This is a genomic window from Kribbella kalugense (assembly GCF_004365875.1).
GTDB lineage: Bacteria > Actinomycetota > Actinomycetes > Propionibacteriales > Kribbellaceae > Kribbella > Kribbella kalugense.
In genome coordinates, this window is record NZ_SODF01000001.1 from 2,039,597 (window position 1) to 2,062,250 (window position 22,654).

Below are 22,654 nucleotides of genomic sequence, written 5' to 3' on the forward strand. Positions count from 1 at the left end.
CTCAAGCCGTCGCATCTTCTGGCGCGCGGTTGCGGGCTACAAACAAGTTGCCTGTAGCCCGCATCCGTCAGACCGCGAGAGGTCGGGCCGTCGGCGGGATCGGCGTCGGAAGGGTCGAGGACCCGGTGAGGAGCGTGTCGACCCCGTTGGCGCAGGAGCGGCCTTCGGCGATCGCCCAGACGATCAGGGACTGGCCGCGGCCGGCGTCGCCGCAGGCGAAGACGCCCTCGACCGAGGTCTGGTACGTCTTGTCCCGCTTCACGTTGCCGCGCTCGTCGAGCTCGACACCGAGCTGCTCGAGGAAGCCCTCCCGCTCCGGGCCGAGGAAGCCCATCGCGAGCAGCACCAGCTGGGTCGGGATCGTCCGCTCGGTGCCCTCGACCGGCACGAACTTGCCGTCCTTGAACTCCACCTCGACCAGGTTCAACCCGGAGACGTTGCCCTCGGCATCCGCCTCGAAGTTGACGGTGGAGACCGAGTAGACCCGGTCGCCGCCCTCCTCGTGCGCGGACGCGACCCGGTAGATCATCGGGTACGTCGGCCACGGCTGGTTGCCGGGCCGGTCGTCGCCGGGTCGCGGCATGATCTCCAGCTGGGTCACCGAGCGAGCACCCTGCCGGTGCGCCGTGCCCAGGCAGTCGGCGCCGGTGTCGCCGCCGCCGATGATGACGACATCCTTGTCAGTGGCAACGATCTGGTCCTCGACGGCCTGACCGAGCGAGGCCCGGTTGGACTGCGGCAGGTACTCCATCGCCTGGTGGATGCCGCCGTACTCACGGCCCGGCACCGGCAGGTCGCGGGCCGCGGTGGCGCCGGTCGCGATCACCACCGCGTCGTACCGCTGCTTGAGCTGGGTGCCGGTGACGTCCACGCCGACGTTGACTCCGGAGCGGAAGACCGTGCCCTCCTCCTTCATCTGCTGGATCCGGCGGTCGACCTGGAGCTTCTCCATCTTGAACTCCGGGATGCCGTACCTGAGCAGGCCGCCCGGGGTGTCGGCGCGTTCGTAGACCGCGACCGTGTGCCCCGCCCGGGTCAGCTGCTGTGCGGCGGCCAGGCCGGACGGACCGGAGCCGACGACCGCGATCGTCTTACCGGTCAGCCATTCCGGCGGCTGGGGCCGGACGTCGCCGGTCTCCCAGGCCTTGTCGATGATCGCGACCTCGACGTTCTTGATCGTCACCGGGTCCTGGTTGATGCCGAGCACGCACGAGGTCTCGCACGGCGCCGGGCAGAGCCGGCCGGTGAACTCCGGGAAGTTGTTGGTCGCGTGCAACCGCTCGATCGCGCTCGACCAGTCGTCCCGCCAGACCAGGTCGTTCCACTCCGGGATCAGGTTGCCCAGCGGGCAGCCGTTGTGGCAGAACGGGATGCCGCAGTCCATGCAGCGGCCGGCCTGCTTGGTGATGATCGGCAGCAGCGCCTTGCCGGGCCCGCCGGGGTAGACCTCTTTCCAGTCCTGCACCCGCTCGCCGACCGGCCGACGGTCGGCGACCTCCCGCGGTGTGGTCAGGAATCCCTTCGGGTCAGCCATCAGATGGCCTCCATCATCGCTCGCGTGGTGGCGTCCTCGTCCAGCCCGTCCCGCTCGGCGGCCGCCTTGGCCGCCAGCACCCGGGCGTAGTCGCGGGGCATCACCGTGGTGATCCTGGCGGCGGCGGCGGGCCAGTCGGCGAGCAGCTTGGCCGCCCGTTCCGATCCGGTCTCCTCGAAGTGCCGGCGTACCAGGTCGTGCAGGAGTTCGGCCTCGTCCGTGGTGACCGGGTGCAGATCCACCAGCTCCGGGTTCACCAGGGCGTGGTCCAGGTCGAGCACGTGGGCCACGCCGCCCGACATGCCCGCCGCGAAGTTCCGGCCGACAGGGCCGAGTACGACGACGCGCCCACCGGTCATGTACTCGCAGGCGTGGTCGCCGACCGACTCGACGATCGCGGTCGCACCCGAGTTCCGGACGCAGAACCGTTGCCCGACGCCACCACTGATGAACAGTTCACCCGAGGTCGCGCCGTACGCGATCACGTTGCCGGCGATGATCTGGTCGGCCGCATCGAACCGCGCATGCCGATCCGGCCGGATGACCACGCGGCCACCGGACAGACCCTTGCCGACGTAGTCGTTGGCGTCACCCTCGAGTCGCAGGGTTACTCCGTTCGGGACGAAGGCGGCGAACGAGTTGCCGGCCGACCCGGTGAAGGTCAGGTCGATGGTGCCGTCGGCCAGGCCGGCCGCGCGGTACCGCTTGGTGATCTCGTGGCCGAGCATCGTGCCGACGGTCCGGTTCACGTTCCGGATCGCGAGCTGCGCCCGTACCGGCTCGCCGTTCTCCAGGGCGGGCCGGCAGATCCGGATCAGCTCGTTGTCGAGTGCCTTGTCCAGGCCGTGGTTCTGCTTGACCACCTGGTGCCGCGACGCGCCCTCGGGCAGCGACGGCACGTGCAGGATCGGCGCCAGGTCGAGACCGTCCGCCTTCCAGTGGTCGACGGCGCGGTGGACGTCCAGCACCTCGGCGTGCCCGATCGCCTCCTCGAGGGTCCGGAAACCCAGCTCAGCAAGGTATTCCCGGACTTCCTCGGCGATGAACTCGAAGAAGTTCACCACGAACTCGGGCTTGCCGGAGAACCGCTCGCGCAGTACCGGGTTCTGCGTCGCGACCCCGACCGGGCAGGTGTCCAGGTGGCAGACCCGCATCATGATGCAGCCCGAAACCACGAGCGGCGCGGTCGCGAAACCGTACTCCTCCGCGCCGAGCAGCGCGGCGATGACGACGTCCCGCCCAGTCTTCAACTGACCATCGGTTTGTACGACGATCCGGTCGCGCAAACCGTTGAGCAGCAGAGTTTGCTGCGTCTCGGCCAGGCCGAGCTCCCACGGACCGCCGGCGTGCTTCAGCGAGGTCAGCGGCGCCGCGCCCGTACCGCCGTCGTGGCCGGAGATCAGCACGACGTCCGCGTGAGCCTTGCTGACACCGGCCGCGATCGTGCCGACGCCGACCTCGGAGACCAGCTTCACGTGGATCCGCGCCTGCGGGTTCGCGTTCTTCAGGTCGTGGATCAGCTGGGCCAGGTCCTCGATCGAGTAGATGTCGTGGTGCGGCGGCGGCGAGATCAGGCCGACACCCGGCGTCGAGTGCCGCGTGTTCGCCACCCACGGGTACACCTTCGGTCCGGGCAGCTGACCACCCTCGCCGGGCTTCGCGCCCTGCGCCATCTTGATCTGGATGTCGTCGGAGTTCGTCAGGTACTCCGCCGTGACGCCGAAGCGCCCCGACGCGACCTGCTTGATCGAGCTCCGCCGGGTCGGGTCGTACAGCCGGTCGGCGTCCTCGCCGCCCTCACCGGTGTTCGACTTGCCGCCGAGCCGGTTCATCGCGATCGCCAGCGTCTGGTGCGCCTCGGCGCTGATCGATCCGTAGCTCATCGCACCGGTGGAGAACCGCTTGACGATCGCGCTGACCGGCTCGACCTCGTCGATCGAGATCGGCTCGCGGTCCGAGTTGAAGCCGAACAGACCGCGCAGCGTCATCAGCCGCTCGGACTGCTCGTCCACGCGGGAGGTGTACTGCTTGAAGATGTCGTAGCGACCGGTCCGGGTGCTGTGCTGCAGCCGGAACACCGTGTCCGGGTCGAACAGGTGCGGCTCGCCTTCACGCCGCCACTGGTACTCGCCGCCGATCTCCAGCTTGCGGTGCGCGGGCAGGATCCCGTCCGCCGGGTACGCGCGCAGATGCCGGCGGCGTACCTCCTCGGCGATCGCGTCCAGGCCGACGCCGCCGATCCTCGACGACGTACCGGTGAAGTAGATGTCGACCAGGAACGGGGACAGCCCGTTCGCCTCGAAGATCTGGGCGCCGGTGTACGACGCGACCGTCGAGACGCCCATCTTCGACATGACCTTGAGCACGCCCTTGCCGAGCGACTTCACCACGTTGCGGACAGCCTGCTCGGGCTCGATCCCCGGCAGGTAAGTGCCCTGACGGCAGAGGTCCTCGACGGACTCCAGCGCCAGGTACGGGTTGATCGCGGCCGCGCCGTACCCCATCAGGAGCGCGACGTGGTGGACCTCGCGGACGTCACCGGCCTCGACGACGAGACCGACCTGGGTGCGGGTCTTCTCCCTCACCAGGTGGTGATGGACCGCGGCGGTCAGCAGCAGCGACGGGATCGGCGCGCTGTCGGCGTTCGAGTGCCGGTCGGAGAGCACCAGGATGCGAGCGCCCTCGGTGATCGCGGCGTCGGCCTCGGCGCAGATCTCGTCGAGCCGCGTCCGGAGCGCCTCGCCGCCGCCTTCGACGTCGTACACCCCGCGCAGGACCGTGGTGGCCAGGCCGGGCATGTCGCCGTCAAGGTTGATGTGCCGGAGCTTGGCCAGCTCGTCGTTGGTGATCACCGGGAACGGGATGACCACCTGACGGCAGGAGGCCGGGCTCGGGTTCAGCAGGTTCGACTCCGGGCCGAGGCTCGACGACAGCGAGGTCACGAGCTCCTCGCGGATCGCGTCCAGCGGCGGGTTGGTGACCTGCGCGAACAGCTGCGCGAAGTAGTCGAACAGCAGCCGCGGCCGGTCGCTCAGGACCGCGATCGGCGTGTCCGTTCCCATCGAGCCGATCGGCTCCGCGCCAGACTTCGCCATCGGGGTGAGGATGACGCGCAGCTCCTCCTCGGTGTACCCGAAGACCTGCTGCCGCCGCGCCACCGACGCGTGGCTGTGGACGACGTGCTCGCGCTCGTGCAGGTCCTCGAACCGGATCAGGCCGGCGTGCAGCCACTCGTCGTACGGATGCTCGGCGGCGACCGCGTTCTTCACCTCGCTGTCGGTGATGATCCGGTGCGCGTCGACGTCGACCAGGAAGATCCGGCCCGGCTCGAGCCGGCCCTTCTCGGTGACGGTAGCCGGGTCGATGTCGAGCACGCCGGCCTCGGACGCGAGTACGACGAGACCGTCCTCGGTGACCCAGTAGCGCGAGGGGCGCAGACCGTTGCGGTCGAGGACCGCGCCGACCTTGGTGCCGTCGGAGAAGACCACCGACGCCGGGCCGTCCCACGGCTCCATCAGGGTCGAGTGGAACTCGTAGAACGCACGCCGCTTCGCGTCCATGCCGGCGGCGTTCTCCCACGCCTCCGGGATCATCATCAGCATCGCGTGCGGCAGCGAGCGGCCGCCGAGGTGCAGGAGCTCGAGGACCTCGTCGAACGAGGCCGAGTCCGAGGCTCCCGGCGTACAGATCGGGTAGAGCTGCTCGAGGTCACCAGGGATCAGGTCGCTGGCGAGCAGGGCCTCGCGGGCGCGCATCCAGTTCCGGTTGCCCTGGACGGTGTTGATCTCGCCGTTGTGGGCGATGTACCGGTACGGGTGGGCGAGCGGCCAGGACGGGAACGTGTTGGTGGAGAACCGCGAGTGCACGATGCCGATCGCCGAGGCGAGGTCGGGGTCGGTCAGCTCGGGAAAGAACTTGTCCAGCTGGTCGGTGGTCAGCATCCCCTTGTAGGTGATGGTCCGGCCGGACAGCGACGGGAAGTAGGTCTCCGTCTCCTTCTCGGCCCGCTTCCGCAGCCGGAACGCCATCCGCTCCAGCGCCAGGCCGAGTACCCGGCCGGCCTTCGCGCTGACGAACAGCTGCTTGAACGTCGGCATCACCGAACGCGCGGTCGCGCCGAGCAGGTCCGGGGTGGTCGGGATGTCCCGCCAGCCGATCACTCTCAGCTGCTCCTCGGCGGCCAGCTCCTCGATCCGGTTGATCGCCTTGGCGGCGTCGTCGGGATCGGCGGGCAGGAACGCGATACCGGTCGCGTAGCTGTGCGGCGCCGGCAGCTCGAACTCGCACACCTTGCGGTAGAAAGCGTCCGGGACCTGGAGCAGGATGCCGGCACCGTCGCCGGAGTCGGGCTCGGCACCGGACGCGCCACGGTGCTCGAGATTGCGCAGGGCGGTCAAGGCCTTGGCCACGATGTCGTGGCTGGGTTCACCGGTCAGAGTCGCGACGAAAGCAACACCACAAGCGTCGTGCTCGTGGGTGCCGTCGTAGAGACCCTCGCTCCGGAAGGGGGCGCGACCATACATTCAGGGGCTCCCGTCGTCCTACGGTCAACAACTGGCCGCGGGACAACATTGGCCCAAGCCGGGTGTCCCGAGACTACCTCATGACGCCCGCCAGCTGGACTTCCAGTCCACCGCGAAACGCCTTGATAACCCACAGTAAGCAAGCGCTCACTACTAGCCCCCATCTTCCCAGCCCACCGCCCCCACAACCACCCGCCACCCAGAAATTCACCCACTGAGACCAGATCGGCAGAAGAGGTGGGTGGAGTGGACCAATTGGGTGATAGATCTGCTCGATGGTTTGGCGGCCGGGGCGTGGTTGGGTTCTGCTCAGTGTGGGGAATGGGCGGGCGGATGGTGGCGTGTGGAGCACGCCAGAGGGGTTTGTGGCCAAGCGGCTGGTGCCCGGTGAGGGGCGGCCGGGGCATTACGCGTACTGGCGCCGGCAGGCCGAAGTGGCCGGTAGTGGTCTACTCGAGCGGACCGTCGGGCTGCGCGCGCCGCGGTGTGTGAAGGTCGAGAGCGATCCGGATGGCATCACGCTCTGGACGGATGCCGTTCAGACGACTCCGCTCACCTCCGTCGACGCGGCCGCCGCTATCGGGCGGTTCGCCCTGAATCGGCTGGAGCCTGCCCAGTGGTTCGCTCGGCGGATCATGCGCGACCGGCTGGCTGATGATCAGCAGCACGGTGGCTGGGCCGCGCTCGAAACGGCCGAGGTTTTGCCCGCCCACGTACGGCGTACCGGCCATCAGCTGTGGACGCACCGGGACGAGGTGATGTCCGAGCTCGATCGACTGCCGAAGCAGCTCATCCACGGCGACGCGCATCCGCCCAACCTGCTCCGGGCGGATGGCGACGACGTCATCGCGGTGGACTGGGATCAGTTCGGCATCGGCCCGTTGGGCTTCGACCTCGGGTACCTACTGCAGTTCACCCCAACACCGATCGCGGATCTCGTCGCCGCCTACCAGACCGGCAGCGCGGCCACCTGGCCGGCCAGAGACGTACGGCGAGGTGCCGTGCTGACCGCTGCCGTCACCCTGGTCGCGCGTGCAGCGTGGGCGCTCAATCAACCCGAGCCCGGAGTTCACCTGGAGCGCTTGCTCAGGCTGTCGGCCGTCGTCGACGAGGCGGTCAGCCACGCCTCGTGGAACGCCTGATAGCTCGGGAACCGCGCGGTCGTCGCCTCGAGGAGAACGTCTTCGAGCGCCGGCGGCGGGTCCGGGAGCAGGATCAGGCCGGCGCGGGCCATGACGTAGGCGTTGGTTCGGGTGTCGATAGGCGCGCCCAGCGAGAGTTCTTCAGGCGCCATGAAGCGGGTCGAGCCGAACATGCGGCCCATGGTGTTGCGGTAGGCGCCGCGGTGATACGAGTCGAGGTCCATCACCGTCAGGCGATGGGTTGCGAAGTCGTAGATCAACGACCCGTCGTAGAAGTCGCCCTCGACCCAACCGGCCGCATCGAGGGCGGCGTGCAGGTCGTAGAGGGTGTCTAGGGCGGTGAGGATCTCCCCGGTCGGGAGGGCTTGGAAACGTCCGGCGGAATCGTGGAGAAGGTCACCGTCGCGCCAGTCGTAGACCAAGAGCGGACCGCCCGGGGACTCGACGACGGTGTGCAAGGTGGGCAGCGCGGAGTGGGTGACGGAGCGGCTGAGCTCGATCGCGTTGCGGAGGAGGGACACTCGGTCGGCGAAGCCGAGATAAGAGTCTGACGCGGCGGGGTCGCCGGCGGTCTTGACGAAGTACCGGGCATCGCCGGTCCGTACGCCGTACGAGAAGTTGCCGGAGTCCTGGGTGGTGAATCGGGTGAAGATGGTGCCTAGCTGGTCGAGGTAGTTGGCCGGAAGGACGTCGATCTCACCGGGGAACATCCCGCTGACCCTAGTGGAGGAACTTGATGGGGCTGAGTGATTTTCCGAGGTACCCGCTGCTGTTCGGGCCGAGTCCGGTGCATCCGCTCGAGCGGCTGAGCGCGTACCTCGGTGGCGCGAGCGTCTGGGCGAAGCGGGAGGACTGCAACTCGGGGCTCGCGTACGGCGGGAACAAGACCCGGAAGCTCGAGTACCTCGTGCCGGACGCGCTCGCCCGCGGTGCGGACACGCTGGTCTCGATCGGCGGGTACCAGTCGAACCACACCCGGCAGGTGGCCGCGGTCGCGGCAAAGGTTGGGTTGAAGGCCGTCCTGGTCCAGGAGAACTGGGTCAACTGGCCCGATGCGCTCAACGACCGGGTCGGCAACATCCTGCTCAGCCGGATCATGGGCGCGGAGGTGCGGCTCGATCCGGCCGGGTTCGGGATCGGGTTCAAGGACAGCTGGAAGCAGGCCCTCGCGGACGTGGAGTCCCGCGGCGGTACGCCGTACGCCATCCCGGCAGGTGCCTCGGACCACCGGCTCGGCGGACTGGGGTTCGCGAACTGGGCGGATGAGGTGGCGCAGCAGGAGCGCGAGCTCGGCGTCTTCTTCGACACGATCGTCGTCTGCTCGGTGACCGGCTCGACGCATGCCGGGATGATCGCCGGGTTCGCCGGGCAGGACCGGCCGCGGCGGGTGATCGGGATCGACGCGAGCGCGAAGCTGCAGGAGACCCGCGCCCAGGTCGAGCGGATCGCCCGCGCGACGGCTGAGCTGATCGGGCTGGGTCGCGAGCTGCGGGACGACGAGATCACCGTGCTCGAAGGCTGGGCCGGCGACGAGTACGGCGTACCGGTGCAGTCGACTCTGGACGCGATCCGGCTGACCGGTCAGCTGGAGGGGATGATCATCGATCCGGTCTACGAAGGGAAGTCGATGGCCGGCCTCATCGACCTGATCCGCAACGGCGACATCCCCAAGGACTCCACCGTCCTCTACGCCCACCTCGGCGGCCAGCCCGCCCTGAATGCGTACAGCAGCCTGTTCACCGAGAGCAGGCCGCTACCAGCCCCCGGCGAAGAAGGATTCGAGGCCGGGTAGCGGATGGGCCGCCGTGGTCGCGTTCGCCACGACGATGACGGCAAGCACGAGCGCCAACAGCGGGATGAAGACGCCGTACGCCGCCAGCACTCGCCTCGATCGCCGCTCGGCCCGATCGGTCCTCGTGAAACCCCGCCACAGCAGGACGGAGACGACGACAAGCAGGATGACCACGATCGTGCCCTCGACGGCCATCACCGCGTGGAACTTGACGTAGTCGTCGAGGATCGGGCCTAGGGCGGGTGAGTTCTGCCCGTCGACCAGCTGCTGCCTGATCTGAGCCAGCGTGTCGGGCAGCGAGCCAACTGAAGGGCTGCCGAACAGCATCGGCAGCAGGGAGCCGAACGGTGCCGCCATCCCATGGATGTTGGCCATCACGGCCGCCAGCGAGACCACCGCCAGAGCGGTGGCCAGGACACCACTCACTGCGAGAGCGGCTGCCCGAAGACCGCCGACCCGGAGGAACGCCTGCCAGCTCAGCACGCCGAGGACGATGAGCACCACCAGCAACGCCCCACTGAGCACCGCCTTCGCTACGTGGTAGCGAAACCAGTAGTCGACGACCCGCTGCAGCTCGGAGCCGAAGTCCGCGTTGCCGGAACTCCAGTACCCGACGAACGCATTGCGGAAGGCCCCGATGAGTCGCGACTCGCCGCGAAGGTCGGAGGTCGCTGCGGTGCCCGCCAGCGCGGCCGGAGCCATCACGAAGGCGACGACGAGCGCCGCGGCAATGGCCGCAACGCAGGCCAGCGCCCGCCAAGGCCGGAGCAAAGTGGTCATGAGCTCAAGCTAGGCGGACCGGTCCGGACGAACCATCACGCTGGATCGACCCTGCAGGTAGCGCCTGCGATACCTCTCGGTCAGCCGATTCCTGGGCCGACGAGGGTGCCGACGAAGTAGGTCAGGGCGGCGGCAGCGGCACCGAGGAGGAGTTGACGCAGGCCGGAGTACCACCAGGAGCGGCTGGTGACACGGGAGACGACCGCGCCACAGACGAAGAGCGCGGTCAACGCCAGGATCAGCGACGGTACGACGCTGCCCGCACCGAGCAGGTACGGCGCGAGCGGGATGAACGCACCCACGGCGAAGCAGATGAACGACGACGCGGCCGCGACCACCGGGTTCGGCAGGTCGCCGGGGTCGATGCCGAGCTCCTCGCGGACGTGCTCCTCGAGAGCCTGCTCCGGGTTGGCGTGGAACTGCTTGGCGACCTTGCTGGCCAGGTCCGGATCGAGGCCCTTCGCGCGGTACGTCTCGGCGAGCTCGATCTCCTCGTCGATCGGGTGCTTCTTGATCTCCTTGCGCTCGACCTCGATCTCGGCGTGCGCCAGCTCGCGCTGGGACGCGACCGAGGTGTACTCCCCCGCCGCCATCGAGAACGCGCCCGCGGCCAGGCCCGCGAGTCCGGCCAGCACGATGAACTGCGAACCCGAGCTGGTGCCGCCGTCCATGCCGGCGATCAGCGCGAAGTTCGAGACCAGGCCGTCCATCGCGCCGAACACCGCAGGACGCAGCCAGCCGCCGGTCACATCACGGTGGGTGTGATCACCTTGATGCTCCGACGACACCTCGGGTGTCTCAGTCACGGGACCCATCAGACTCGGAACCGTTCTTCACTTCAACCTTCGGCTTGTCGTTCGCCTCGGCAGCCGGCCCCGCCGAGGCGGGGCTGGAATCGTCGGCGTCCGCTACGGAGGCGTCGTGCGCCTCGTCCGGCGCCGGCTCGTCGGCGTCCGCCTTCGCTTCGCTCGGCTCGGTGGCCGGGTCGGTCTTCTCGCCGTCCGCGGGCTTGCCGGCCGCGGGGCCGGTGGCGATGTCTTCCTGACCAGGACGCTTGCGGGCGCTGACGACGAACGCCGCGACGGCGAGCACGAACAGGATGATCGCGGTCCACACGTTGAGGCGCAGCCCCAGGAAGTGGTTGACGGTGTCGATCCGCAGGTTCTCGATCCAGGCACGGCCCGCGGTGTAACCCGCGACGTACAGGAAGAACGCGCGGCCGTGGCCGAGCTTGAAGCGGCGGTCGATCAGGATCACCAGCGCGACCACGCCGAGGTTCCAGATCGCCTCGTACAGGAAGGTCGGGTGGAAGGTGGCGAAGTCGGCGTACCCGGGCGGCCGGTGCTCCGGCGCGATCTCCAGGCCCCACGGCTTGGTCGTCGGGCGGCCGAACAGCTCCTGGTTGAAGTAGTTGCCGAACCGGCCGAACACCTGCGCCAGCGCGATCCCCGGCGCCATCGCGTCCGCGACCGCCAGGAACGGCACCTTCGCCCGGCGGCAGGCGATCCAGGCGCCGAGCGCGCCGAATCCGACCGCGCCCCAGATCCCCAGGCCGCCGTGCCAGATCTTCAGCGCGTCGATCGGGTGCTTGCCGTCGCCGAAGTACAGCTCGGCATCGGTGACGACGTGGTAGATCCGCGCGCCGACCAGCCCGAACGGGATCGCCCAGAACATGATGTCGGCCAGCACCGGCGCCGAACCGCCGCGCGCCACCCAGCGGCGGCGGCCGAGCCAGTAGCCGACGAAGATGCCGGCCAGGATGCACAGCGCGTACGCGCGCAACGGCAGGCCGAAGATGTGCCAGACACCCTGGCTCGGGCTGGGGATGAACGCCGGAACCATCACGGCAGGAATCAGACTAGACATGGCAAGGGGAGACGCTACTCGACCCACCAGTGCACGGCCAGAAACACATGGTCACGATGGGGCCTCAGCTAGCGATCGCATCGACGGCCTTCTGCAGGCCGTCGGCGGTCAGTTGGTCGGTCGGCAACTGCTTGCCGTTGACGTAGACGGTCGGCGTCTCGGTCACACCGCGGTCATCGGCCGCCTTGGAGACGGAGTCCAGCCAGTCGCCGTACGTGTTGTCCTGCAACGCCTGCTGGTACTTCGCGTCGCCGATCCCGAGCTGCGTCCCGAGGTCGGTCAGCTGGCCGGAGGTCCAGGATTTCGAGAAATCGGCGTACAGGTTGTCGGCGAAGCTGAGCGCCTTGCCGTTCGCGGCCGCCGCGGCGAAGGCGTTGGCCAGCCGGGCCGACGCGTCCGGATTGACGAACTTCAGCGGCCAGTACGTCAGCGTCGCCGTACCGTCCTCGACGAGCTTGTCGATGGTCGCGCCGCTGTCCTTCTCGAACTCCGCGCAGTGCGGGCAGCGGAAGTCCAGGTACAGCTCGATGTTGACCTTCGCGCCGGCCTTGCCGACCGTGACGCCCTTGCCGGACGTGCCCGGGCCGGTGATCACGGCCGGCTCGGTCTGGCCGGGTGAGCTCACCTCGACCTTGGAGTGACCGCGGTAGTACTGCACCCCGACGCCGGCGGCGAGAGCCAGGACCAGGACGATCACCACGACGATCCCAGTGGAGATCCGGCGCTTCGGCTTCTGGAGCAGCGGATTGGTGGTGCTCACGACGCAGTGACTCCTTGTGGTTCGGATACGACGGCGAACTTGCTGACCGGGTTCAGCCACAGCCAGCCGGCCAGCACCAGCAGGCCGATGTCCCGGAGGATCTCCTGCAGGTACTTCGTTTGCCCGGGCGCGACCTGACCGCCGCCGCCGAAGCAGCCGCAGTCGATCGACAGGCCGCGAGCCCAGGCGGACGACACCGCGGCGATGAAGACGATCATGAAGACACCCGCGGCCGCGGCCGTGGCGCGGACACCGAAACCGACGACCAGCAGCAACCCGATCGCGATCTCCAGGAACGGCAGACCCCAGCCGATCGGTGCCACGAGGGCCGACGGCAGCAAGTCGTACGCGCGGACCGCCTGGGCCGCCGTTTCGGGATCGGTGACCTTCAACGCGCCAGCGACCAGCATCACACCGCCGAGCACCAGCCGCGCGATCAGGGATACCCAGGGAAACCAGAACTTCACTGGTTGTCGTCGACCAGCTTCCCGAAGTCGTGCGCCAGGTCGCCGATGGCCGCGTTCGACAGCCAGAGCACGTTCGCCTTGTCGTTCTTGCCGAAACCGATCACCTGCGCTCCGTGACCGACCTCGTACCCACCGGAGGGAAGCTTCTGCATCCCTTCCACCGGTACGCCGACCGCCTTCGCGACGTCCTTGATCGACGACAGCGAGCCGGTCAGCCCGGTGAACGACGGGTCGAACCGGTCCAGGTACTTGCGAATCACCGGACCGGTGTCCCGCGAGGGGTCGGTGGTGATGAACAGCATCTGGATCTGGTCCCGCGTCGGCTGGTCGAGCTTGGTGAGCGCGGACGCCACGTCGGCCATCACGGTCGGGCACACGTCCGGGCAGTTCGTGTAGCCGAAGAACACCAGCGTGACCGGCTTCTTGGTCGAGGTGACCAGGTTGAACGGGTTCCCGCTGGTGTCGGTCAGGGTGGCCGCGGGCATCGTGTACGGCTGGTCGAGCGTCGCACCGCGCAACCCGTTCGGATCCTGGCTGCTGCGGATGATCGCACCGCCGGGGTTGTCGGGCTTCTCGGCCTTGCCACTGCAGCCCGCGAGGGCGAGCAGAGCCACCGCGGCCAGTAGCAGGGCCGCGCTTCTGGTTCGACTCACAGCGGTTCTAACGATCAACGGTCGTACGGCGTTCCCGGCGTACGCCCTCGGCCAGGTCCTCGGTGAGCTCGCGAACCCCGGCCGGGCCGCCTTCCCCGAGCGCCTTGACCAGGGCTGCGCCGACGATCGCCGCGTCCGCGAACGCCGTCACACCGGCTGCCTGGTCGCCGTTGGAGATCCCGAGGCCAACACCGACCGGCAGGCCAGTCGCCGACTTCACCCGCGCCACCAGGGGCGCCGCGAGATCCGACGGCTTGTCGCGCGCGCCGGTGACACCCATCACAGCGGTCGCGTAGACGAAACCGCGGCAGGCGGCCGTGGTCATCGCGATCCGGGCGTCGGTCGACGACGGCGAGACCAGGAACACCTTGTCCAGATCGTGCTTGTCCGCGGCCGCGATCCACTCCGCGCCCTCGTCCGGGATCAGGTCGGGCGTGATCAGCCCCGCTCCCCCGACACCGGCGAAATCGGCCGCGAACCGGTCCACGCCGTACCGCTCGATCGGATTCCAGTACGTCATCACGAGCACCGGAACGTCGGAGTACGCCGCGAGCTTCTCGACCGTGCTGAGCACGTCCCGGGTCCGCAGTCCACCGGCCCGCGCGATCTCGGTGGCGCGCTGGATCGTGACGCCGTCCATCACCGGGTCGCTGTACGGCAGGCCGAGCTCGACCACGTCGACCCCGCCGTCGATCATCGCCTTGACCCCGTCCACGGCAGCGTCGTACGTCGGGAAGCCGGCCGGCAGGTACCCGATCAGGGCGCCCCGGCCTTCGTCGTTCGCCTTCCGGATCGCGGCCCCGGCCTTGCCGAGGGCAACCACATCACTCATCAGAACCCCCCAGGCCGAACCACTTCGCCGCCGTGTCCATGTCCTTGTCCCCGCGACCGGACAGATTCACCAGGATCGTTGCCTCAGGCCCCAGTTCCTTGGCGATGTCCAGCGCGCCGGCGACCGCGTGCGCGGACTCGATCGCCGGGATGATGCCCTCGGTCCGGGACAGCAGCTTGAACGCGTCCATCGCCTCGGCATCGGTGATCGGCCGGTACGACGCCCGCCCGGTCTCCGCCAGCCACGCGTGCTCCGGACCGACGCCCGGGTAGTCCAGACCGGCCGAGATCGAATGCGACTCGATCGTCTGGCCGTCCTCGTCCTGCAGCAGGAACGACCGCGCACCGTGCAGTACGCCGACCTGTCCGGCGGTGATCGTGGCCGCGTGCCGGCCGGTCTCGAACCCGTCGCCGCCCGGCTCGATGCCGTAGAGCTTCACGTCCGCGTCCGGGATGAACGCGGTGAACAGGCCGATCGCGTTCGACCCGCCGCCGACCGACGCGACCGCGGCGTCCGGCAGCTTGCCGAGCAGCTCGAGCGACTGCTCGCGGGCCTCGTCACCGATACCGCGGACGAAGTCGCGGACCATCGCCGGGAACGGGTGCGAGCCGGCCGCCGTACCGAGGATGTAGTGCGTCTTGTCGACGCTGGCGACCCAGTCGCGCAGGGCCTCGTTGATCGCGTCCTTGAGCGTCCGGCTGCCGTTCTTGACCGAGATCACCTCGGCGCCGAGCAGCTTCATCCGGGCCACGTTCAGCGCCTGCCGCTCGGTGTCGACCTCGCCCATGTAGACCACGCACTCGAGGTCCAGGTAGGCACACGCGGTCGCGGTCGCGACACCGTGCTGGCCGGCGCCGGTCTCGGCGATCACGCGGTGCTTGCCCATCCGCTTGGTCAGCAGGGCCTGGCCGATCGCGTTCCGGATCTTGTGCGCGCCGGTGTGGTTCAGGTCCTCGCGCTTGAGCAGGATCCGGGCGCCGGCCGCGTCCGACAGCCGGGTCGCGTCGAACAGCAGGCTCGGCGCACCGACGTACTCGCGCAGCATCCGCTCGAACTCACCGGTGAACTCCGGGTCGGCCATGGCGTCGCGCCAGGCCTGGGTCAGTTCGTCGAGCGGCGCGATCAGCGCCTCCGGCATGAACCTGCCGCCGAAACGGCCGAAGTGCCCGAACTGGTCGGGCAGCACAGTAGACATCCGACAAACCTTCCAACCCGGCTTTACGGCACGGGACAGTTTCGGCCCCGCGCCGTTTGGACCGGGCGGGCGTTCTAGTGCCGCTGCTGGATGGCGGGGTGCGATCCGGCGGCGACGAGGTCGGCGACCGAGGCGCGAGGATCGCGGCCGGTCACCAGGGTTTCACCGACGAGGACGACATCGGCCCCGGCGCGCGCGAACTCGATTACATCATGCGGCCCGCGGACCCCGGACTCGGCCACCCGGACCAGCTCGGTCGGGATCGTCGGCGCGACCCGGGCGAACGTGTCCCGGTCGACCTCGAGGGTCTTCAGGTTGCGGTTGTTCACGCCGATCAGCTGGGCTCCGGCGTCCACCGCACGCCGGGTCTCTTCCTCGTCGTGCACCTCGACCAGCGGGCACAGGCCGATCGAGTGCGCACGCTCGATCAGCGAGACCAGGGCCTCCTGCTCCAGCGCGGCCGCGATCAGCAGGATCATGTCGGCGCCGGCTGCCCGGGCCTCCCACAGCTGGTACGACGAGATGATGAAGTCCTTGCGCAGCACCGGCACGTCGACCCGGCCGCGGACCGCGCGCAGGTCGTCCAGGCTGCCGTTGAACCGGCGTTCCTCGGTCAGGACCGAAATTGCCGCGGCACCGCCCAGCTCGTACTCCCCGGCCAGCGCGGCCGGGTCGGTGATCTCGGCCAGCTCACCCTTGGACGGGCTGGACCGCTTCACCTCGGCGATCACCGCGATACCGTCACCGCGGAACACCGGCATCGGGTCCTTAGCGTCGGGCTTGCGCTGGGCCTCCTGCTTCAGATCGTCCAGGCTGACCCGCGCCTGGCGCTCCGCGAGGTCCTCCCGGACCCCGGCGAGAATGTCGTCAAGCACAGTCATGTCTGTCCGCCCCTCAGTGGTCGCCGTCAGCCGGGACCCCGAAGCCGAGCAGCTGCAGCACCTTGCCGGTCAGCCCACCCACCACAGCGATTCCGACGGAGATCCAGAACAGCACCCAGTTCGGCCCGAGCACCATCGCGATGGCGCCGATCGTGAACGCGACCAGCACGATCACCACCGCGGTCCACGCCGCTGGGCTGTTGCCGTGCAGGTCGTGCGGAGCGTCCTCCTCGCTGATCCGCGTCGCCGCTTGGTCTGCTGTCGTATTGTCCATAGTTGGCGCCACTCCTCCTCGTCGACAGTCCTATTGTGGCGGTAGCCCGCCGCGATCAGAGAGTCGGGTCCTCCCCGGCGTCGATCGCCTTCCACTGATCCGCCGGTGAGGCAGCCGGATCACGCTCGTATCGTGCGGTGGCGCGCCGCCAGCGATGCGCCGTCAGTATCGTGATCAGCCCCACCGCGACCAGGGCGACACCACCGCCTAGTGCGAACCACGGTGCCGGGCCGCCGGACTGGGTGACCTGGTCGGCCAGCGCGTCGCTGAGCTCCGGCCGGAGCCGGCTCAGCTCCTCGCCGCCGGGCCGTACGAACAGCGCGACGGCGATGGCGATCGCACCCATCACCAGCACGAGTGCGCCCAGCACCCGGCGCAACGCCGTACCTGCGAGCTTCAGGACGACCACGGCCACCAACGACGCGAGCGCAAGCGTGACCGGAGCCTTGGTGATCGTGTAGCCGTTGAACACCACGTCTACTCGCCCGTTGCCTGGATTGGCCGACACCCAGGTCAGGTACCCAGACAGGCCGAGCAGTACTAGTGCCACCACGGCGAGCAGGTCAACTATCCGTTGAGGTCTCATACGTCGCTGAACGTTCCTGCGACCGCGATCGCGTTGAGTACGGCGGCCGCCTTGGTCCGGCACTCCGCGTCCTCCGACGCCGGGTCGGAGTCGGCGACGATCCCGGCGCCGGCCTGGACGTACGCCGTCCCGCCGCGCAGCACCGCGGTCCGGATCGCGATCGCCGTGTCCGCGTCACCGGCGAAGTCGAGGTAGCCGACAATTCCGCCGTACACGCCGCGCCGGGTGACCTCGAGTTTGTCGATGATCTCCATCGCCCGCGGTTTGGGTGCCCCCGACAACGTCCCGGCCGGGAACGCGGCGGTGAGCGCGTCGAACGCAGTCTTGCCGGCCGCCAACTGCCCGGTCACCGTCGACTCCAGGTGCATGACGTGGCTGTAGCGGCGGACGGTCATGAAGTCGACGACCTCGACCGTTCCGGGCGCGCAGACCCGGCCGACGTCGTTGCGGCCGAGGTCGACCAGCATCAAGTGTTCGGCGCGCTCCTTGGCGTCCGCGCGCAGCTCTTCCTCCAGCGCGTGGTCCTCCTCCGGAGTCGCGCCGCGGCGGCGGGTGCCGGCGATCGGGTGCAGGATCACCTTGTTCTCGGTGACCTTGACCAGCGCCTCCGGACTCGAGCCGACGATGTCGAAGCCGTCCAGCCGGACCAGGTACATGTACGGGCTCGGGTTGGACCTTCTGAGCACCCGGTAGATGTCCAGCGCGCTCGCGGTGGTCTGCAGCTCGAACCGCTGCGAGACGACGATCTGGAACGCCTCGCCCGCCCGGATCTCCTCCTTGGCGTGCTCGACAGCCTCCCGGTACTCCGCGCTTGACCGCTGCCGATGTGGATCCGGCTCGGCGTTCCGGTCCGCGCGGACGACGTACGACGGGGTGGGCTGCGCGAGATCGCGCTCCATCGCGTCAAGGCGGCGTACCGCGTCTGCGTAGGCCTCGTCGACGCGCTCGTCGGAGTCGTCCCAGTTGACCGCGTTCGCGATCAGCCAGATCTCGCCGGTCTCGTGGTCGAGGGCGGCCAGGTCGGTGGCGAACAGGAACGTCAGCTCGGGCAGGCCGAGGTCGTCGGTCGTTGTGTCCGGCAACCGCTCCAGCCGGCGGACGGCGTCGTACCCGAGGAAGCCGACCATGCCGCCGGTCAGCGGGGGCAGGTCCGGCAGCCGCGGCGTGTGCAGGATCTCGAGCGTCTCGCGGAGCGCCTTCAGCGGGTCACCGGTCTGCGGCAGACCGACCGGCGGATTGCCGGTCCAGATCGCCTCGCCGTCCCGCTCGGTCAGCGTCGCGGACGACCGCACGCCGATGAACGAGTAGCGTGACCAGACTCCGCCGTTCTCCGCGGACTCCAGCAGGAACGTGCCTTCGCGCTCGGCCGCGAGCTTGCCGTAGACACCGATCGGCGTCTCGGCATCGGCCAGCAGCCGCCGCGTCACCGGAATGACCCGGCGGTCCTTCGCGTAGTCGCGGAACGTCTCGATGTCCGGAACGGTCACGCTGCCACCTCGATCTCGCCGTTCTCGAAGCAGCTGCGGGTGCCGGTGTGACAGGCCGGGCCTTCCTGGTCGACGAGGACGAGCAGGGTGTCGGCGTCGCAGTCGACGAGGATCTGCTTCACGTGCTGACGGTGGCCGCTGGTCTCGCCCTTGACCCAGTACTGCTGCCGGCTGCGGGACCAGAACGTGCCCCGTTTGGTCTCCGCGGTACGGCGTACCGCCTCGGCGTTCATCCAGCCCACCATCAGGACCTCGCGCGTGTCGTACTGCTGCACCACCGCCGGGATCAAGCCGGCCGCGTCGAAGGTCAACTCGTCGATAGTCACCAACCCATTGTCCCCGATCACCGGTACGGTCCTGACCACGGGAGGCCGATCTGGACGTGGCTTGCTGGACGTGGCCTGACAGGATGGCGGCATGACGACTGAGGCGCGGGTCGAGGAGCTGCTGCGGGACCATCCGGTGATCGACGGGCACAACGACCTGCCGATCGCGTTCTACGAGTTGTGCGAGTACGACCTCGACGCGCATGACCTGGCCGGTTCGGTGCCGGAGCTGAACACGGACCTGCCGCGGCTCCGGGCGGGCCACGTCGGCGCGCAGTTCTGGTCGCTGTGGGTGCCGCAGGACCAGCACTCGGTACGTCGTACTTTCGAGCAGCTCGACTTCGTCCTGCGTCTCGTCGAGCGCTTCCCGTCGGACCTGCAGCTCACCTCGACGGCCGACGAGGTCGAGGCGGCGATCAAGGCCGGCCAGGTCGCGTCGCTGATGGGGATGGAGGGCGGCCACTCGATCGGTGAGTCGCTCGGCGTACTACGGGTGATGCGAGAGCTGGGCGTGCGGTACATGACGCTCACCCACAACAACAACGTGTCCTGGGCGGACTCGGCCACCGACGAGCCGGTGCTCGGCGGGCTGAACGACTTCGGCGAACAGGTCGTCCGCGAGATGAACCGGATCGGCATGCTGGTCGACCTCTCGCACGTCTCCGCCGACACCATGCGGCACGCGCTCCGGGTGACGAGCGCGCCGGTCATCTTCAGCCACTCGTCTGCCCGCGCGGTTTGCGACGTACCGCGGAACGCGCCGGACGACGTGCTCGAGACGCTGGCCGGCAACGAGGGTGTCTGCATGGTGACCTTCGTGCCGTACTTCACCTCGCAGGCGTACGTCGACTGGGTCGCCAAGGCGCGCGAGGCCGCGCAGGACCAGGGGCTGAACCCGCTGAACCCGGAGAACCAGAAGAAGCTCGCCGACATCTACGGCGTACCGAAACCGGCGACCACGCTGGCCGACGTGGTCGCACACGTCGAGCACGTCCGCGAGGTGGCCGGGGTCGACCACATCGGCCTGGGCGGCGACTACGACGGCTGCCCGGAGTTCCCGGTCGAGTTGCCGGACGTGTCGTCGTACCCGCGGCTCTTCACCGCGCTGGCCGACCGCGGCTGGAGCGACGAGGACCTCGCGAAGCTTGCCGGCGGCAACATCCTGCGCGTGCTGCGGGCCGCCGACGACACTGCTGCCTAGACCTCGCGGTTCTGCGCCCGGATCTCCGGCAGCGGCTGGAGACCTGCGGCCTGGTACGTCGCGACCGCGCCGACGTTGAACGCCGGCGTACACGTGTAGACGCTCGACGCGCCCATCTCCTGCAAGGCACGAGCGCAGGCGAGGACCATGGCGGTGCCGTAGCCGCGACCGCGGTGCATCCGATGGACACCCATCGGCTCGATGTACCCGGGCCGCCCTTCACCGGCTGACCAGACGGTCGCGGCGGCCACCGACTCACCGATGTCATTGCGTACGACGAGACACCGCGCGTCGGCGTACGGCTCCCCGTCGGCCATCGCAAACCAGCGAGCGGTCGTGAACGTCGACCCGTCGAACGAGGCCCGCTGCACCTCGGCCCGCTCGTGACCCTCCTCCGAACCGATCACGTCGACCCGCATCCCCGGATCCGGCACCGAGCCGGCCAGACTGCGGTGGAGCGGGATCCACGGTTTGTCCGCCGTCCATCCCTCCTTGAAGAGCAGGTCCTGAACGAGCGCTCCCATCGGAGTCTCGACGGTCACCTTGCCGTCAATCAGCACGCCCGGAACGTCCTCGACGATCTGCCGAGCCAACTCCTCGTCCCGCTGAGCCTCCGGCGCGATCGCCATCCGCAACCAGTCCGGCTCATCCAGCATCCCGACCGCAACGATCTCCCCGTCCCGCTGCCAGACCCGGGTAGCCGCCGCCGTCTGCTCCGCCCCGAACCGCCAGAACCACCCCAAATCCCCCGGATGCAACTGCAACGCCACCCCCTCCCGCTGCCACCCCCGCAGCACCCCCACAACCCCACCCAGTTCCCCAACCCCCACAACACCCACACCAATACCCATCCCCCAATCCCACACCATCCCGCCGACACCCCACACACACACCCTCCCCCACCCGCCGACCCACCCCACCCCAACCGCCACCCCGCACCACCGACGCGCGGGCAGAGCCCGCGAGCGAACGCCACCAGCCCGCACCACGCCCGCCTAGCGAGCGACCTCCCCTCCGTCGCCGCCCCGCCCCGCCGCCCCGCCTCGCCGCCCCGCCTCGCCGCCCCGCCTCGCCGCCCCGCCTCGCCGCCCCGCCTCGCCGGCCCGCCTCGCTCGGCCTCGCCCGCCCGCCCGCCGCCAAGCTGACTTTGTGCACCCAGGGCGTACGTTTTGCGCGCCGCCGTACGGCAGCGGTGCACAAGGTGGCGTTATCCACAGGGGGCCAGCGGGGAAGGGGGTAGTTCCGGGAGGATTTGGAGGGTGGAGAGGTTGGAGGTGGGGGTGCGGGAGGAGTTGGTTCGGCGGGCGACGCGGCCGATGCGGCAGGGCGAGTTGCTGGGGCTCGGCTTGCAGAAGTACGAGATCGAGCGGCTCTTGCGGAACGGTCACCTTCGGTACGCGCACGCGCGGTACGTCAATGGGAGAACCGACCCTCGCATCGCGGTCATCGCCTGCGCTCAGGCAGCACATCCGAAGTCAGTGGTCAGTCATTTCACCGCCGCCGAGGTAGCCGGGCTCCGGGTCTGGACGAACCAGGACAGTCGACCGTCGCCAGACGCCGTTTGGTTGACCTGCGAGCCCGGTCCACGCCGCAACCTGAAACGTACAGACGTCGTACTGCGCCGAGCCGGCCTCATCGAAGCGGACCTCCAACTGCGCGATGGAATCTGGCTCACAACCGACGCGCGGACCACGGTAGACATCGCGCGAGAACTCCCCGTCCGCGAAGCCGTCACGACAGTCGATCACGTGCTGAGCCGAGGCGTGTGCCGCGCCGACCTCGAGGCAGTACTGGCGCGCCAACGCCGCTGGCCAGGGATACGGAACGCCCGGACGGCTGTTGCTCTGTCGGACCCACGTTCGGAATCGGCTCTCGAGTCCTATGCGCGTGTGGTTTTCGTGGAGAGCGGATTGCAGACGCCGATCCTGCAGGTCCAGTTCTGGAACGGCACCCGATGGCTGACAGAACGGGTCGACTTCTGGTGGCCACAGTTCCGTACGGTCGGCGAGGCCGACGGACTGGAGAAGTTCGAAGCCGCCACGGCGAGCGAACGTCGTCGATTGCTCCGCCGGTCCTTCGAGCGCGACCAACGCCTCGCGGACCTGGGACTCGAACTCGTCCACTTCGGCTGGGAAGACGCCGTACGCCGCCCCGCCAACCTGATCCACCGCTTCGAGACCGCCTTCGCCCGCGCATCCCACCGCACCGACCCCACCCCCACCTGGCGCCCCGCCCCCTAACCGGCCCCCCGGCCCCACGCCCAACCCAGCCAGCCCCCGCCGCCACCCGGCAGCACCGCCAAACCCGGCCACGCCCGCGCGAGGCCAACCCCACCCGACCCAGCCCTGGCCGCCA

21 protein-coding genes are annotated in these 22,654 nt (G+C 69.0%); 4 read left to right on the top strand and 17 right to left on the bottom strand.

Annotated features, from left to right (window positions below; translation table 11 throughout):
* Window positions 1-67: 67 nt before the first annotated feature.
* Together EV650_RS09615 and gltB are read right to left on the bottom strand one after the other, a co-directional pair.
* Window positions 68-1,534, bottom strand: a complete 1,467-nt coding sequence (locus tag EV650_RS09615) for a glutamate synthase subunit beta (protein WP_134117413.1) — start codon at window positions 1,532-1,534, stop codon at window positions 68-70.
* Window positions 1,534-6,057, bottom strand: coding sequence for a glutamate synthase large subunit (gene gltB / locus EV650_RS09620; protein WP_134117415.1), 4,524 nt, complete (start codon window positions 6,055-6,057; stop codon window positions 1,534-1,536). The genes EV650_RS09615 and gltB overlap by 1 nt, the downstream gene beginning before the upstream one ends.
* Window positions 6,058-6,398: 341 nt before the next feature.
* On the opposite strand from gltB, the gene EV650_RS09625 reads away from it, so the two are divergent.
* Window positions 6,399-7,199, top strand: a complete 801-nt coding sequence (locus tag EV650_RS09625) for an aminoglycoside phosphotransferase family protein (protein ID WP_166678066.1) — start codon at window positions 6,399-6,401, stop codon at window positions 7,197-7,199.
* Here EV650_RS09625 and EV650_RS09630 read toward each other — a convergent pair.
* Window positions 7,127-7,909: a serine/threonine-protein kinase gene (locus EV650_RS09630; RefSeq protein WP_134117420.1), complete on the bottom strand. Its 783-nt coding sequence runs from the start codon at window positions 7,907-7,909 to the stop codon at window positions 7,127-7,129. The genes EV650_RS09625 and EV650_RS09630 overlap by 73 nt on opposite strands.
* Window positions 7,910-7,935: 26 nt before the next feature.
* Between EV650_RS09630 and EV650_RS09635 the strand changes: the two genes are divergently transcribed.
* Window positions 7,936-8,991, top strand: coding sequence for a 1-aminocyclopropane-1-carboxylate deaminase (locus EV650_RS09635; RefSeq protein ID WP_134117422.1), 1,056 nt, complete (start codon window positions 7,936-7,938; stop codon window positions 8,989-8,991).
* Here the strand turns inward: EV650_RS09635 and EV650_RS09640 are convergent.
* From EV650_RS09640 to hisI, 13 genes are all read right to left on the bottom strand, one after another.
* Complete coding sequence (locus tag EV650_RS09640; RefSeq protein WP_134117424.1) at window positions 8,953-9,771, bottom strand: hypothetical protein; 819 nt, start codon at window positions 9,769-9,771, stop codon at window positions 8,953-8,955. The two genes, EV650_RS09635 and EV650_RS09640, sit on opposite strands and share 39 nt — an antisense overlap.
* 80 nt (window positions 9,772-9,851) lie before the next feature.
* Window positions 9,852-10,577, bottom strand: coding sequence for a VIT1/CCC1 transporter family protein (locus tag EV650_RS09645; protein WP_238174114.1), 726 nt, complete (start codon window positions 10,575-10,577; stop codon window positions 9,852-9,854).
* Window positions 10,570-11,637, bottom strand: a complete 1,068-nt coding sequence (gene lgt, locus EV650_RS09650; RefSeq protein WP_202874441.1) for a prolipoprotein diacylglyceryl transferase — start codon at window positions 11,635-11,637, stop codon at window positions 10,570-10,572. The genes EV650_RS09645 and lgt overlap by 8 nt, the downstream gene beginning before the upstream one ends.
* A 64-nt stretch (window positions 11,638-11,701) precedes the next feature.
* On the bottom strand, window positions 11,702-12,397 hold the full coding sequence (locus EV650_RS09655; protein WP_134117426.1) for a DsbA family protein: 696 nt from the start codon (window positions 12,395-12,397) through the stop codon (window positions 11,702-11,704).
* The gene (locus EV650_RS09660; protein ID WP_134117428.1) at window positions 12,394-12,864 is read right to left on the bottom strand and encodes a MauE/DoxX family redox-associated membrane protein; all 471 of its coding nucleotides are present in this window, start codon (window positions 12,862-12,864) and stop codon (window positions 12,394-12,396) included. Before EV650_RS09660 ends, EV650_RS09655 begins: the two co-directional genes overlap by 4 nt.
* Window positions 12,861-13,517 carry an SCO family protein gene (locus tag EV650_RS09665; RefSeq protein WP_134117430.1) on the bottom strand — a complete coding sequence of 219 codons (657 nt, stop codon included), beginning with the start codon at window positions 13,515-13,517 and terminating at the stop codon, window positions 12,861-12,863. The genes EV650_RS09660 and EV650_RS09665 overlap by 4 nt, the downstream gene beginning before the upstream one ends.
* Before the next feature lie 7 nt (window positions 13,518-13,524).
* Window positions 13,525-14,349 (bottom strand): tryptophan synthase subunit alpha, encoded by an 825-nt coding sequence (gene trpA / locus EV650_RS09670; RefSeq protein WP_134117432.1) that lies wholly within the window; start codon window positions 14,347-14,349, stop codon window positions 13,525-13,527.
* The gene (gene trpB / locus EV650_RS09675; protein ID WP_134117434.1) at window positions 14,342-15,544 is read right to left on the bottom strand and encodes a tryptophan synthase subunit beta; all 1,203 of its coding nucleotides are present in this window, start codon (window positions 15,542-15,544) and stop codon (window positions 14,342-14,344) included. Before trpB ends, trpA begins: the two co-directional genes overlap by 8 nt.
* Before the next feature lie 74 nt (window positions 15,545-15,618).
* Window positions 15,619-16,425 (bottom strand): indole-3-glycerol phosphate synthase TrpC, encoded by an 807-nt coding sequence (trpC, locus tag EV650_RS09680; protein ID WP_134117436.1) that lies wholly within the window; start codon window positions 16,423-16,425, stop codon window positions 15,619-15,621.
* A 13-nt stretch (window positions 16,426-16,438) separates the two neighbouring features.
* Window positions 16,439-16,699 carry an HGxxPAAW family protein gene (locus EV650_RS09685; protein WP_202874442.1) on the bottom strand — a complete coding sequence of 87 codons (261 nt, stop codon included), beginning with the start codon at window positions 16,697-16,699 and terminating at the stop codon, window positions 16,439-16,441.
* Between the two features lie 55 nt (window positions 16,700-16,754).
* Entirely contained in the window at window positions 16,755-17,285 is a 531-nt protein-coding gene (locus EV650_RS09690; protein ID WP_134117438.1) for a Trp biosynthesis-associated membrane protein, read from the bottom strand.
* Window positions 17,282-18,772 (bottom strand): anthranilate synthase component I, encoded by a 1,491-nt coding sequence (locus EV650_RS09695; protein WP_134117440.1) that lies wholly within the window; start codon window positions 18,770-18,772, stop codon window positions 17,282-17,284. The genes EV650_RS09690 and EV650_RS09695 overlap by 4 nt, the downstream gene beginning before the upstream one ends.
* Complete coding sequence (gene hisI, locus EV650_RS09700; RefSeq protein WP_134117442.1) at window positions 18,769-19,098, bottom strand: phosphoribosyl-AMP cyclohydrolase; 330 nt, start codon at window positions 19,096-19,098, stop codon at window positions 18,769-18,771. The genes EV650_RS09695 and hisI overlap by 4 nt, the downstream gene beginning before the upstream one ends.
* 91 nt (window positions 19,099-19,189) lie before the next feature.
* Here hisI and EV650_RS09705 point away from each other — a divergent pair, with 91 nt between their 5' ends.
* Entirely contained in the window at window positions 19,190-20,299 is a 1,110-nt protein-coding gene (locus tag EV650_RS09705) for a dipeptidase (protein WP_134117444.1), read from the top strand.
* On the opposite strand, the gene EV650_RS09710 is transcribed toward EV650_RS09705, so the two are convergent.
* A complete protein-coding gene (locus EV650_RS09710; protein WP_238174115.1) occupies window positions 20,296-21,102 on the bottom strand; it encodes a GNAT family N-acetyltransferase in 807 nt (268 codons plus the stop codon). The genes EV650_RS09705 and EV650_RS09710 overlap by 4 nt on opposite strands.
* A gap of 456 nt (window positions 21,103-21,558) precedes the next feature.
* Here EV650_RS09710 and EV650_RS09715 point away from each other — a divergent pair, with 456 nt between their 5' ends.
* Window positions 21,559-22,539, top strand: a complete 981-nt coding sequence (locus EV650_RS09715) for a hypothetical protein (RefSeq protein WP_134117448.1) — start codon at window positions 21,559-21,561, stop codon at window positions 22,537-22,539.
* The last annotated feature ends 115 nt before the right edge of the window (window positions 22,540-22,654 follow it).

Bases quoted from the DNA above. Each gene is read 5' to 3' on its own strand.
- EV650_RS09615 (WP_134117413.1), bottom strand. From the start codon at position 1,534: ATGGCTGACCCGAAGGGATTCCTGACCACACCGCGGGAGGTCGCCGAC.
- gltB (WP_134117415.1), bottom strand. From the start codon at position 6,057: ATGTATGGTCGCGCCCCCTTCCGGAGCGAGGGTCTCTACGACGGCACC.
- EV650_RS09630 (WP_134117420.1), bottom strand. From the start codon at position 7,909: ATGTTCCCCGGTGAGATCGACGTCCTTCCGGCCAACTACCTCGACCAG.
- EV650_RS09635 (WP_134117422.1), top strand. From the start codon at position 7,936: ATGGGGCTGAGTGATTTTCCGAGGTACCCGCTGCTGTTCGGGCCGAGT.
- EV650_RS09640 (WP_134117424.1), bottom strand. From the start codon at position 9,771: ATGACCACTTTGCTCCGGCCTTGGCGGGCGCTGGCCTGCGTTGCGGCC.
- lgt (WP_202874441.1), bottom strand. From the start codon at position 11,637: ATGTCTAGTCTGATTCCTGCCGTGATGGTTCCGGCGTTCATCCCCAGC.
- trpA (WP_134117432.1), bottom strand. From the start codon at position 14,349: ATGAGTGATGTGGTTGCCCTCGGCAAGGCCGGGGCCGCGATCCGGAAG.
- trpB (WP_134117434.1), bottom strand. From the start codon at position 15,544: ATGTCTACTGTGCTGCCCGACCAGTTCGGGCACTTCGGCCGTTTCGGC.
- trpC (WP_134117436.1), bottom strand. From the start codon at position 16,425: ATGACTGTGCTTGACGACATTCTCGCCGGGGTCCGGGAGGACCTCGCG.
- EV650_RS09685 (WP_202874442.1), bottom strand. From the start codon at position 16,699: ATGGACAATACGACAGCAGACCAAGCGGCGACGCGGATCAGCGAGGAG.
- EV650_RS09690 (WP_134117438.1), bottom strand. From the start codon at position 17,285: ATGAGACCTCAACGGATAGTTGACCTGCTCGCCGTGGTGGCACTAGTA.
- EV650_RS09705 (WP_134117444.1), top strand. From the start codon at position 19,190: ATGACGACTGAGGCGCGGGTCGAGGAGCTGCTGCGGGACCATCCGGTG.